Origin of the sequence: Janthinobacterium lividum, from assembly GCF_034424625.1 — a bacterium.
Lineage (GTDB): Bacteria > Pseudomonadota > Gammaproteobacteria > Burkholderiales > Burkholderiaceae_D > Janthinobacterium > Janthinobacterium lividum.
In genome coordinates, this window is record NZ_CP139977.1 from 216,657 (window position 1) to 231,049 (window position 14,393).

Annotated in this window: 2 protein-coding genes and 1 pseudogene; all 3 read left to right on the forward strand. The window is 62.0% G+C overall.

Features of this window, described 5'->3' with window-relative positions:
- The first annotated feature begins 4 nt into the window (after nucleotides 1–4).
- The 3 genes and pseudogenes from U0004_RS29385 to U0004_RS29395 all read left to right on the forward strand — a co-directional run bounded on the left by U0004_RS29385 (nucleotide 5) and on the right by U0004_RS29395 (nucleotide 14,381).
- On the forward strand, nucleotides 5–7,855 hold the full coding sequence (locus tag U0004_RS29385) for a type I polyketide synthase (protein ID WP_081345447.1): 7,851 nt from the start codon (nucleotides 5–7) through the stop codon (nucleotides 7,853–7,855).
- A 70-nt stretch (nucleotides 7,856–7,925) separates the two neighbouring features.
- A pseudogene (locus U0004_RS29390) lies at nucleotides 7,926–11,528 on the forward strand (type I polyketide synthase); the annotation flags it as partial.
- Between the two features lie 18 nt (nucleotides 11,529–11,546).
- Nucleotides 11,547–14,381, forward strand: a complete 2,835-nt coding sequence (locus U0004_RS29395) for a type I polyketide synthase (protein ID WP_147284987.1) — start codon at nucleotides 11,547–11,549, stop codon at nucleotides 14,379–14,381.
- The last annotated feature ends 12 nt before the right edge of the window (nucleotides 14,382–14,393 follow it).

Below are 14,393 nucleotides of genomic sequence, written 5' to 3' on the forward strand. Positions count from 1 at the left end.
CACTATGCTGGAAGTTGTCAATACTTATCTACATGGATACATGGCGATGCCGATGCTGGGTGTTTGCCGTGATCTCGGGATTTTCTCGGCAATGGAAAAGGGACCGGTCAGCGTACGGCAGATCAGCGATGACTTATCGGCCAACGCCGGATATTGTGGCCTCGTATTCCGTGCCTTGCATGCTCTGGGCTGTATCGAATCGACAGACCGTGAGGTGTACACGCTCAGTGAACGGTTTCGTCGTGGCTGGAACGTGCCCGCGTTGATCGAGGATATCTACCGGATCGATTTCGGCGCCTATCTTTGGAATGGGGCGGAGGTTGAGCGCCTTGATCACTGGTTGATCGCGTCGGCCCGCGGATGGAACACGAGTGATACCGAACTCGGCAACCTGATGGACGGTGCGATCATGGTGCCGCTGTTGCTGGCGTTAGCCCAAAAAGGCATCGGGCAGGAGTCGAGTTCTTCCGGTGCACTGGCGCCCCATGTCCATCTACATGTCCAGCCACAGTTACAAGCCTACTTAGCGGCGAAGGACATGCTGGAGCATGGCGCATCGTTCACGCTCAATGAGCGCGGCCTGTACTTGTGCGAGCGGGCGCTAACAATGGCGTCCACTGCATCTTACAGACCGATGCTGCTGGGGCTGCGGGAGCTCTTGTGTGGCGATCCGTCGCGCGTGCTCGGACGCGATGCAGATGGCCACGAAACGCACGTGGACCGCACGCTCAATGTTATTGGTAGCGGATTCCAGCACAACAAATATTTCAAGGATCTCGCCGAACTGGTGGTCGCTATATTCGACAGTGAACCGCTGGAAGAGCAGCCGCGCTACATCATCGACATGGGATGCGGCGACGGCGCCTTGCTGAAGACCTTGTATTCGGCCATTGCGGAACATAGTCTGCGCGGCCGGCACTTGGAGAAGTACCCCTTACTGTTGATCGGCGCGGACTTCAACGAGAAATCGCTACAGGCAGCGGCGCGCACCCTGGACGGCCTCCCGCATCTCGTGTTGAAGGGGGATATCGCCAAACCGCAGACGCTATTGGACGACCTGAAGGCCCATGGCGTGACCGATGCCGATGCGATGCTGCACGTGCGCTCATTCCTGGACCATGACCGGCCATTGCACGTGCAGCCGGACGTCGCCGATGCCCATCCGCGTGACGATCTCATTTACGTCAATGCCGCGGGTGACCGGATCGGCTCAGTGGCCATCACGCGCGACTTGCGCGAGCATCTGGCGCGCTGGTCGGGTATCCTGGGGCGACACGGCCTTATCCTGCTCGAAGTCTTTTCCTTGCCGGTTGATTTGACCCGGGAGTACTTCAGCCAGACAGAATGTTTTCACTTCGATTTCTACCACGCGATGTCCAGGCAAGCGCTGGTCGGAGCCGGGACGTTTCACCAGGCTTTGGCAAGCGCTGGCCTGTATCCGAATCGGGAGTCGCTGGTTCGCTATCCCAGCACCATGCCGTTTTCGCGCATCGTGTTGCAACATGTGCAGTCCAAGCCGTTCGCGGTGCGGCCGCTACGCCTGGACGATGTCCCCGATCTGCTGGCCATTGACCGCGCCTGCTGGCCTGAAAACCTGCGCTTGACGGTTGGCGAGATCGAGCGGCGCCATGCCATGTTCCCCGAGGGGCAGTTCGTGGTCGAGTACGAGCAGCGTGTCGTCGGCGTGCTGTACACCCAGCGCATCGACGACCTCGAGCGGATCCTGGCTTCGCAGTACACGGATTATCTCAACGCGCACGTCGATCAAGGACACTATTGGCAACTGCTCGGCCTAAGCATGCATCCCGACTATCAGTCACTCGCCCTGGGTGATCAACTGCTGGAACATGTGCTGGATATGGCGGCGCTGACGGCAGGGGTGGAAGCGGTCTACGGTATTACCCGTTGCCTGTCATTCCGCGCCCAATCGGAATCGATGGCGAACTATGTCCAACGCAAGGATGAGCAGGGACTGCCGGTCGATCCGCTGCCACGCTTCCACTGCAGTCACGGGGCAACGATCGAGCAAATCGTTCCCGGCGCGCGGCCGGAGGACATCGAAAATGATGGTGCCGGTGTATTGATCCGGTATGACCTGGCCACGCGCTTGCGCGGGTCGCGGGGGGGAGGGAGCGTTGCGCCGGTTGGTGAGTGCCGCGAGGGAACGCTGGAGACCGTGGCGCGCGCCGTGCGCCGCGTCATGAAGACACCAGAGGATTTTGCCACCGATCGTCCGCTCAAGGAGCTTGGCCTCGATTCGATGGGATTGATGGAGTTGCGTCTGCTACTGAACCAAGCTTTCGGTATTGAATTCGACCCGGCCTACTTTTTCAATTACACGACCGCCAAGGCGATCGCCGGCTTCATTGCGGGCCTGGGTAAGGCCGCGGACGTGGGCGTGCCAGTTACGGAAGCGAGCCAGACCGAATCTGGCGCGGCACCGACTGATCCGGCACACTGTGCTGCGTCCGATATCGCGATCGTTGGCATGGCGCTGCGCTTCCCGGGAGGGATTGATACTCCCGAGGCGTTTTGGCAACTGCTGGCGGATCAGGGATGCGTGATTACGCGACGGCCGAGTGAGCGATGGCGTGAGTACCGCAGCGAACTCGATGGATTGGATGTGCAATATCAGCACATTCACCAGGGCGGCTTCCTTGATAACATCGATCAATTCGATGCGGCGTTTTTCCACATCACGCCGCTGGAAGCCCAGGCGCTGGATCCGCAGCAGCGCCTGCTGCTTGAATTGGCCTGGGAGGCAATGGAGCATGCCGGCATCGATCCGCATGGATTGGCAGGGCAACCGGTTGGCATTTTCCTGGGTGCCAATAGCCACGACTACGAGACCTTGACGATACGCCAGCGTGCGCTGGGCAACCTGGATGCCCACTTTGCGGTCGGCAACGCCTTGGCAACCGCCGCGGGCCGCCTGGCGTATTTCTTCGATTCTCGCGGACCGACCATGACCGTCGACACAGCCTGCTCGTCCGCGAGCAGCGCGATCTTCGCCGCCTGTCATAGTCTTGCCGACGGCGGTGCCGAACTGGCCGTCGCCGGTTCGGTCAACATGATGATCACTCCCACGCTGAGCGTTGCCTACGCCAAGGCGGGCATGCTCTCGCCCGACGGCCTGTGCAAGACGTTTGACAGCACCGCGAATGGCTACGTGCGCAGCGAAGGCGGCGCGGTGCTGCTGCTCAAACGTCTGGACGACGCCCTGCGCGACGGAGACCACATCCATGCCGTGATCAAGTCTGTGGCACTGATGCAGGATGGCCGCACCAACGGCTTGACCGCACCGAATGGACAGGCACAAGTCGACGTCATCCGTCGTGCGCTGACGCTGGCCGATCGCACCGCAGTCGAAGTCGACTTTGTCGAGGCACACGGCACCGGCACCTATCTTGGCGACCCGGTCGAAATGCAAGCGCTGCGTAAGGTGTACTGTGATGATATCCCGCGAGCGGCGCCGCTGTGTGTGGGGTCAGTGAAAACCAATCTGGGCCACACCGAGGCAGTCTCGGGTATGGCCGGAATCCTCAAGGTGGTGCTGGCACTGCGTCATGAGAGCATTCCCGCCCACCTGCATCTCGAGCAGCTCAATGAATTTTTGAAGCTGACGGATGGCAGCATCGAGGTTCCACGCCATGCGCGCCCGTGGAAGGCGGTGCCGGGCCGCCCACGATTGGCAGGGGTGAGTTCGTTCGGCTTCAGTGGCAGCAATACGCACATGCTGATCGAGGAGTTCGCTTCGCCGCAGGTTAGCGCGGGCGCTTCCGGCGGCTTGCTTCCTGCCGTAGTGTCGGCCAAATCGCGCCAATCCCTGCGCAACAACCTGACGGCGCTTGCGCGCTATGTGGAGAGCCAGGGCGAGGGGCTCGACCTGGCAGCCCTGTCCAGAACCTTAACGCGCGGTCGTGCCCAGCACACGTTCCGAGTGGCATTTCCTTTTGGTAGCAAGGAGCAATTGCAGGCCAGGCTGAGCCAAGCCATGCGCGACGATGGTAACCCTGATGCCGGCCGCAAGCCGCGCATCGCCTTCATGTTTACTGGCCAGGGTGCGCAATACCACGGCATGGCGCGTCGGTTGACGGAGTCCAGCCCGAGTTTCCGCCGTCACCTCGAGCACTGTGCCGCGCGGGTGCGCGAGCACGCGGGATTTGATTTGTTCGACGTGATGTGGGGTGTCGATCGCGCCAGCATCGATCAAACCCGGTATACCCAGGTCGCGCTGTTCTGCGTCGGTTACAGCCTGGCAGAAATGCTGCGCGAGGCGGGCATCGTGGCCGAGGTGGTCATGGGCCATAGCGTCGGAGAATTCGCGGCCGCTTGTTATGCCGGTGCGATGAGCCTGGACGCAGGGATCTCCCTGCTTTGCCATCGCGGTGCACTGATGCATGAACAGACACGGGGCGGCAGCATGGTTGCACTACTGGCTCCCCGGACCGAGGTCGAGGACCTGCTACGCGGGTACGACCAGGTCACCATCGCCGCCATGAACGGTCCCCGCAGTCAGGTGATCGCCGGTGATCCGGGGCAAGTGGCCGACATTGTGCGGCATGCCGAACAGCGCAACATTCCTGCCATCGCATTACCGGTCGAGCGCGCTTTCCACTCACCGCTGATGGCACCGATCCTGTCGCAGTTCCAACACCTGGCGGATAGGCTGGACTATGCGGCTCCCGGCCTTGACTTGATCTCGAACGTCACTGGTGAGGTATGGTCGCAATCACTGACTGGGCAGTACTGGACCGATCACATCGGTTCGCCAGTGCGCTTTGAACAGTCGGTGCGTACTTTGTTGGCGCGCGGTGTCGATATGGTGGTGGAGATTGGCCCGCGGCCGGTACTCACTGGAATGGCGATGGCGGTGACCCAGGACACCAGCGTGCGCTGGCTGCCTAGCCTGCTTGATGCGAACAGCCATGGTTTGGCCGCCCTGTATACGCAGGCCAGCCAGTTCGGCGTGGACGTGGATTGGCGCTGCTATCCGCACCAGTCCGTATCAATGCTGCCGGACCTGCCGCGCTATCAATTTGACAGGGTCGCCCACTGGATCGGGCCGGCGGCGAATGAGGTACCGCCCAAACAGGTGCCTTCAGTGCCGCAGACCGACCCGGAACAGATGCAAGCGCTGGCGGTGGCGAACTTCGTGCAGCGCCTTGATCCTGTCAGCGACGCTGCATTGTGGGCACATGTCATCGTGCGCCAGAGCGTATTCCCCGCCGGCGGTTATGTGGCGCTGGCTATCGAGGCGGGCCTACGTCTGTTCAAGCGCTCGCGCGGCGTGGTTTTGCACCAGTTGCGCCTGGAGCGGATACTTTGGCTGGAGCAAGGGCAGGCCTATCGGATGGAAGTGAGTGCCTTGCCGACATCTTCCTCGGCATTGACATTGCAGTTGCGCGCCAGACCGGAGTCCGGTGGTAAGTGGACGCCCTACGCGCAAGCGGTGGTCGAGGCGTTGGATGATATTTCCCCCGATGGCGGCGGGATGCTAGCGCCCGACAGTATTGGCGGCAGCATGGTATTCCATGGTGATGATTTCTACACAAGACTGGCCGCGCTTGGCTATGGTTATCTGCCGCCGTTTCAGGGCCTGCACGCGGTACGTCGCGTCGGCGATAGCGTCATTGCGGAGCTACGCTTCAAGGATGACGCTCCGGCCACGGGATTCGCAGCGACGCCATGGGGATTGGATGGGTGTTTCCAGACGGTTCTGGCAGTGCTGCTCGAAGAGTTGGAAGCCGATGGCGAACGCATGATATTGCCTGTCGCGATGGCGCGATTGGCCTGGTACGCGCCGCTCACGAACGCATTGCGCGTGACTTGCCGGTGCCGTGCGACAGACTCAGGCTTCGACGCGGATCTGCGTATCTACGATGCCAACGGCACACTGTGTATCGAAATCGACGGCCTGGCCTGCGCCTGGGTGCGGCGCCGCAACCTCGATCCGGGCTCCGCTGATGCCAGCACGCCACCGATCTATGCGCCGATTTGGCGCGAGTACACGGAGCCGGTCGCCCTGGCGGGTGGCACTGGCGGATCGTGGCTGATCCTGTGCGACGAGCGCGGTATGGGCGCGGCGTTAGCCGAGACCATCATAGAAAACGGTGGGCAGGTGGCACAGGTCTTGCTGGCCGACTTGCCTGCTGACGCTTCAGCGGAGGCGGTCCTGGCCGACTTGTTGGCGCACCATGCGGACAGCAGCACAGAGCCGATCGGCCTGATCCATGCCTGGCCCATCGATATTGATGTCCAGGCGGGGGCCGCGGCGCGTCGGCGCGCACTTGATCTGGTTGTCACGAAGTTCCTTGCGGCGCTACCTGACGGGCGTTTGAATCGCGCCATCATGTTGACATGTATGGCGCAGCCGGTACGCCAGTCCGACCTGGTCGTACAAGAAGACGCCGCCAGCCTGTGGGGCCTGGTCAGTGCATTGCAGGCTGAGGCCTCGGGCCATATGGTGACGCTGATCGACCTGGAGGAGGTGCCTCCGGGTGCGGCGGGGAGGAGGCTGGCCACATATATCTTGCAAACCCCGGCGCGTGCCTTCGATGTGGACGCGGCGGGATGGCCCGAGCATTTCGCGTTACGTGACGAGCGGTGGTATGTGCGCCAGTTGGCACCGGTCAAGACCGTGGTACCGGCGCGTGTTGCTGGTGATGGCTGTTATATCGTTTCCGGCGGTTTGGGCGGCATCGGTCGGCTGGTTGCAGAATTTCTGCATGCTCAGGGCGCAGCTCGCGTGTTGCTGCTGGGGCGCCATGTGCCTGCCGTGGCACCGGCCTGGGTGCAGGCCCTGAACCGTCGCCGTGATTGTGTGGAGGTGGTTGTTTGCGATATTACCGATCGCGCCCAGGTAGCGGAGATGCTTGGGAAGGCCACACGCGGTCTGACGATCCGCGGCATCGTGCACGCGGCCGGCGTCATCGACGATGCCTTGCTGGCCGCCCAGGACTCAGGGAGGATGCAGAAGGTGTATGCGCCCAAAGTGGACGGTGCCCGACATCTGCTCGAGAGTGTTGCGGGCGACACCTTGGACTTTGCATGGCTGTTTTCATCGCTGGTCGGCCTGTATGGCGGCTCGGGACAGGCCAATTACGCGGCGGCGAACGCCGCGCTCGACGGCTACGCACACTGGATGCGCAGCCGGGGCGTGCGTGCTATGTCAATCAACTGGGGACCTTGGCGTGACACTGGCATGGCCGCCCGGCTGGCACGACCGGAAGGCATCATGGGCCGCATGTTCACCGATGCGCTGAAGCCGGAGGATAGCGCCGTACTGTTCGGTGCCCTGCTCGCGGTGGACGCGGCGCAGTGTTGCGTGACGCCGTGGCGCCAGGATCTGATCGCGTCCGCCATGCGCCTGCCGTACTTGCTGCACACGCTGCGAGACCCCGGCGGGAAAGCATATGCGCCACCACATTTGGCGGATCTGCTGACAGGTGCGTTAGGAGATGAGCGCAAGCTGCGGACGCGCGTCTTCGTGGCCGGCCAGATCGCGCGAATCACTGGACTAACGGCGGCGGCGATCGATCCATCGGTGCCGTTGAGCACGCTTGGCATGGATTCGCTGATGAGCTTGGATTTGCAACGTGCCCTGTCGACTGGTCTCGGCAAGCCACTGGCCGAAACCTTGTTGTTCGACCACCCCACGCTTGATGCGTTAGTGGCACATGTGCTGGCACAGGCCGGGCCGGTCTTCGGTGGCGATGTTGGCACGGCGGACGTTGCGTATGCCGATTCGACGAGCAAGTTGCACGTGGCGATGGACCTGGAACTGGCGGAAATCGAAAACCTGCCTGACGAAGATCTCGGGGCGTTGCTTGGGAAGGAGTTTGTCAATGAATAAGGCAAGCTTGCCGACGGATTGGCAGGGAGAGTACCTGCAACGCCTCTCAAAGCTATCGAAAAATCAGCTGATGGCGCTGGCTATTAAGCTTAAGCAGTCGAACTATGATGCGGCCAACAACCAGCCGGCGGCGGCCGACGACCCGGTGGTCATCGTCGGTGTCGGTTGCCGCTTTCCGGGTGGCGTGGTCGATACGGCTGGCTATTGGGACTTATTGCGCAACGCGCGCAGTGGTATCGCAGACATGCGCGACGAACGCTGGAACATGGCCGCGTACTTCGATGAAGATCCGGAAGCCGCAGGGAAAATCCATACCCGGTCGCTGGGCTTGCTTGATCAGATCGACGGGTTCGATGCCGATTTCTTTGTCATTTCGCCGCGCGAAGCCGAATCGATGGATCCACAACAGCGGCTGCTGCTCGAAGTGGCATGGGAAGCGATCGAAAACAGTGGTCATGCCAGCGGGGAACTCGAAGCGCGTGCCGTCGGGGTGTTTATCGGCATGATGAACAAGGATTACCTGCACCTGAATGCGCCGGACATCATCGGTTCCGATGCCAGGCACTCACCGTATTATGCATCGGGCGAGGCATTTAGCGTCGGTGCCGGGCGACTGGCCTACTTCCTTGGCCTGCGGGGTCCTTGCATGACGGTGGACACGGCGTGCTCTTCGTCGCTGGTGAGCGTGCACCTGGCCTGCCAAAGCCTGCTGAAGGACGAGTGCGAAGTGGCTCTGGCCGGCGGCAGCTCGATGATCCTGTCGCCCGAAGCCTCGATCGTCAGTTCGAATGCACGCATGTTGTCGCCGACCGGCCAATGCTGGACCTTCGACGAACGCGCAGACGGGTATGTGCGAAGCGAAGGGTGTGCGATCGTGGTGCTCAAACGGCTTTCGCGTGCGCTGGCAGATGGCGATCCCATCCTGGCTGCCATCGCCGGCACAGCGGTCAATCACGATGGCCGCAGTCAGGGCCTGACTGCGCCGAGCACCGCAGCGCAGATCGCTCTGATGCGCGACGCATTAAAAAGCGCCAGGGTGGACGCTGCACAAGTGAGTTATATCGAAGCGCACGGCACCGGAACGCCTTTGGGTGACCCGATCGAGATGAATTCGATCCAGACGGTATACGGGGAGCAGCGTAGCAGCGCGGCACCTTTGATGGTCGGTTCGGTGAAGCCGCTGATTGGACATTCCGAGGGGTGCGCGGGTATCGCCGGGCTGATCAAGCTGGCCTTGTGCGTGTCCGAGAACTCCATCGTCCCTCAAAGAAATTTCTCGCGTCTCAATCCCTACATCCGATTGCGTGACGGTGTCCAGATTGCCCAGGACTACCAGCCTTGGCGTGGAGCAGGTAGGAGCCGCTACGGGGCGGTCAATTCGTTCGGGTTCAGCGGCACAAACGCGCATGCGATTGTGCGCAATGTCGAATCGGCCGTTCCGGTGGCATCGACATGGCGTGGCCCGCGCTTGCTTACCATATCGGCCAACAGTCGAGGCGCCTTAGGCGACTTGCTGCTTCGCTACCGTGATTATCTACAGCAACCGCTTGAGCTTGATGCGCTCGCCTACACGAGTCAGGTCGGCCGCAATCATTTCAAGGAACGCGTGGCATTGGTCGCTGACAATGTCGACGGTTTGCGTGCGGCGCTGGACGCCGCCGTCTCAGGAGCCGAGCTTTTGCCCGGCTGCTTACGCGGGCAGGAACGGGCATGGGAGGGGATCGCGCTGATCTTTGGTGCGTTGGGCGCTCAGGCAGTACCCTTGGCAGAACGGTTGGCACGCTCCAGTTCGGCGTTCGCCGGCCAATTCAAGACGTTGATGGCCCAGGTGCCGGCCGGCGTGGCTGCGCTCGGTAACGAGCCATCGTCCTATCTGGCGAACTACGCAATTTACCAAACCTTGCTCGCAGCCGGTGTTCGACCGACCGCGGTCGCGGGCCTGGATTTTGTCGGCAAGCTCGTCGCCGCCACTGCGGCGGGCATGGTGAGCATTGAGCAAGCGTTGACCTATCTGGCGGCAGACACGGCACGCGCCGGTCTGCCAGGTGACTGGCGCTTGTCGCAGCCGCACTTGAGCCTGGTCGATGCGGGCAGCGGCGAGAGTCGGATCAATCTCTTCGCTGACCCGGCGACGCGTGAGGCGTGGTTACAGGAACCCACTCCAATGTCGCTGTTGGCGGGTACCGCGCACCAGAGCTGGCTGCGTCTGGCGATTGGTAATGCCGGCCCGGCCGAAGTCGCGGAATCGGGATGCTTGTCTTTGTTTAACGATAACTCGGAAAACGCATGGGACGACACTCTCGCGGCGTTGTATGCGGCCGGATTGAAATTGGACTGGGCGGCGTTGTATGGCTCGGTTCGTCCCAAGCGGCTGGTACTGCCGACCTATGCCTTCCAGCGTCGGCGATACTGGCCGCGTAACGCGAAAGTGGAGCAGCTGAGCGCAGCCACGGCCGATGCGCGCCGTTGCTACGTCCCGCAATGGCAAGAGTCTGCCGTCGATGCCATGCGTCCCTTGCCAGCAGCCCGCCGGCGGGTTGTACTGACCGATGCTGCCGTACTAGCCGGCGAAATCGTCATGCCCGAGGGGGTGCAATGGCGGCACTTGCCTACGGGATGGCACGCTCCAGCCGTGATCGGGCGTGTGCTGGCCGATGTCACGCTGGGCCTGGATTATCCAGGACAGCCGTTGGATGTACTGGTCTGGCTGGCACCACCAGCACAGCTGGATGCAGCGTGGAGCGGTGACCCCGTCCTGCAAGAGGCAATTGCGATGCATGCCGAGACCACGGTGCAAGCCTTGCTGCATGTCACCCAGGCATTGCTCAAAATCGACACCGCGGTCGATCTACGGCTGGGTTTTGTCACGGAAGGCGTGGAAAGCGTCATCAGCGACTCAGCATTTAATCTGGCCGATGGACTGGTCGACGGTTTCGTGCAGGCACTTGGCATGGAGCAGCCGCAATGGCGCCCGTGGAGCATCGATCTGAGCCCGGTGATTGGCCTGGCGGAGCAGTGCGCGCAGATCGTGACGGCCTTGCGCGCCGATGATCAGGAAAATCATGTAGCTTTCCGGCAAGGGCGGCGCTATGTTCGGCGGCTGGTCGCTGGTGAAACGGGCGAGCGGGAGAACGTCCGCGTCCGCGGCGATCGCGCCTATCTGATTAGTGGTGGTCTGGGCGGGATTGGCCAGGAGGTCGCTCGTTGGCTGGCGCGCAAGGGTGCCGGCCAAGTATTGCTGCTATCGCGTCGCGACGACGAAGACGCAGTGGTGGCCGGGATGCTGGCCGCGCTGGTCGGCGAGGGTGTGCCGGCCACGCTGGTGTGCGCGGACGTGACGGACTATGCGGCTATCCGCGCGCGGCTGCTGGATGCCGCCCGGCTTCCGCTGGGTGGGATTTTCCATGCCGCGGGCGTACTCGACGATGCGCCACTGCAAAATCTCAGCCTAGCCCATTTTCAGCGTGTAATGCGGGCAAAGGTGTCCGGCTCGCTTAACCTGCATCGCTTGGCGCAAGGTACGGACATCGAACTGTTCGTACTGTTTTCCTCGATCGCCAGCCTGATTGGGTCGGCAGGGTAGGCCAATTATGCTAGCGCCAATGGTTTCGTCGCCGCGCTTGGGCGTGCGCGCCACGCACAAGGTTTGCCAGCCACGGTAATCCACTGGGGGCCCTGGGCCGAAGTGGGCATGGTCAGCAATAAACTTGTCCAGAACAAGATCTTGCGTTCCGGGTTGCTCATGCTCAATCCGAGTGCGGCCATCGAAGCCATGGAAAGGGTACTGGAGGGCGAGCGTCCGGAGGCGGTCATCGCGGACATCGACTGGGTTCGTATCGCCGCATACCTTGCGGAGCGCGTACCGCTAACGCTCCTTGACAACTACACGCGTGGCGCCACGGCTGTGGCGCCAGCGGCTGGCAATGGCCCGGCTGCGCCGGGGTCCGAGCTGGTCCGGGAACTGTTGCGGCAGAGCGCTGCTCATGCGCTGAAACAATTGAGTGTACATGTGGAAGCGACGGTACGCGAGGTGCTGGCGATCGATCGCGCCGATACCATCGAGCATACCCGCGCGCTGCAGAAAATGGGTATGGATTCACTGCTGTCCGTGGAACTGCGCAACCGGTTCGCTGCCGAGTTGCAACTTCAGCTACCGGTGTCATTGATGTTCGACGCGCCAACTATTGCCGCCGTGTCGCGCTTGCTAATGGATGAATTGCGCACGCATCATGGTAAGTCCGCGCAGGTGGAGAATCCGCCGACACGGGCGCAAGCGGATGCGCCGCTACGTCAGGCCACCCCAAGCATGGTGGTCAACGACAACGCCATCGCCATCATCGGTTTGAGCTGCCGTATGCCGGACGGTGCCGACGGTATCGATGCGTTCTGGCAGAAACTGATCGGTGGCTTTGATCTGGTCCGACCGTTCGACGGATCGCGTTGGGACGTCCAGCGTTTCTACTCCATGGGCAGTACTGAGGAGGGCAAGATGTACGCCAATGATGGCGGTCAACTTGCGGACGTGCATGGTTTTGACAATCGGTTTTTCGGTATCAGTGACCGAGAGGCCGAGTACATTGACCCGCAGCAACGTATTGCACTGGAAGTTGCATGGGAGACCATCGAGTCGGCCGCCTATACGCCGCAAGACCTTGCGGCGAGTGCCGGCATCTTCATCGGTCCCGGGCCATCGGACTTCGCCGACCTGTCGCAGCGTCATGCCAAGGCGCTGACCGGCCTGATGGGGCCAGGGCACCACATCAGCGCGATCCCCGGTCGCATCGCTTATCAGTTGAACTGGCAGGGGCCGTGTATGGCGATCGACACCGCCTGCTCATCCTCCCTGGTGGCGGTGCATGTCGCCGCACAACACCTACGTCAGGGCGAATGCCGGGTGGCGCTGGCTGGCGGGGTCAATCTGATTCTTGCTCCGGCCAATAACATCATTTTGTCGAAGGCGGGCATGCTGTCTCCGAGCGGACGCTGCCGCAGCTTTGATGCAGCGGCCGATGGCTTTGTGCGATCCGACGGTTGCGGAATGGTCCTGCTCAAGCGTCTGGCTGATGCTGTCGCGGACGGCGATGTCATTTGGGGTGTCATTCGGGGAGGGGCCGTCAACCAGAACGGCCAAGGTCAGGGAATCACCGCTCCCAGCAGTCGCCAACAGGCGGCGTTGATCGAAACGGCATTGGCGCGTTCCGACACGCACCCGTCTGCGGTGCGTTACGTGGAAGCGCACGGTGCCGGTACTCAGCTTGGCGATCCAATCGAAATGGCGGCGTTGAAACAGACGTACGGCGTGCATCACGACGAGCGCAACCCGCTGTTTGTCGGTGCGGTAAAAAGTAATATCGGGCACGGCGAAAGTGCGGCCGGTGTGACCGGACTGCTCAAGGTATTGCTGATGATGAAACATCGGATGATACCGCCCACGCTGCATTTGAAGGCGTTAAATCCGCACTTGAGCATAGATCCGCAAACCATTCGTATTCCGACAGCGGTGCAGCCGCTGACGCTGGGGGAAAGCGGTGAATTGGTGTGCGCAGTGAGTTCGTTCGGTTTCAGTGGTACCAACGCGCACCTGATCGTGGCCGCCTACGAGGATCGGACGGTTCGGCCGGAGCATCGCAGCGGCGGGATCTTTGCGATGTCGGCGCAGACGCGGCCGGCGCTGGTTGCGCTGGGCCAGCGTTATATCGAATTTCTACAGCAATTGCCGGTGTCCGAAGACGACAGCCTGGGCGACATCTGTTACTCGACCTTGGTTGGCCGCGGTCGTTTCGAGCACAGCCTGTGCTTGTATCCGCGCGACCGTGACGACCTGCTTGCTCAGCTGCAGGCCCTGTCGACCGCAGCGTTGGACTTGCCGCCTGCGATCGAACAGGTCGCTGTCCGGTTTGTTGCCGGTGACGCGCCGCCCACCGTCGGGTCATTGCCGTGGCGCGGGCACCGTTGTTTCACCGAGGCCCTCGAGGAGGCACACGCGGCGCTGCATGTGCAGACCGGCCTGTTACCGGGCCACGAAGGCCCCGAATTGGCGTGGTTCTGCCTGCACTATGCCACGGCGCGGTGCCTAAGCGATCTGGGTGTGCAACCGGACCGCATTCTCTACCGGGACAGCATGTGGCTGGTAGGCGCCGCGGTGTGGGGCGGCACGGCGTTGACGGATGCCATCGGCAGCCTGTTGCGCGGTGCGCCGCCGGCGCCGCTGCAACTGGGAGGGCTGCCACTGGAGCGGGTCGCCGACTATGGTGCGTTGCTCTGCGTGCGCGACAGCGCCGGTGTATCCAGTAACTTTCTGGATGCGGCAGTCGGCCTGGACGAGCAGGCGTGGCAGCGTGCACTCGGCACCTTGTGGGCCGGTGGACGAGCGGTCGATTGGGCAGTGTATTTCAAGCAAGAGGGATACAGGCGGCATGTCTTGCCGACCTATCCCTTCGAGCACCGTGACTGTTCGCGACCGCAGGGATTGGTCGGTGGCGAGCGCTCGATCCAGAGGCTGATCGATGAACTGCTTACGGAATAAACCAGTGCTGCC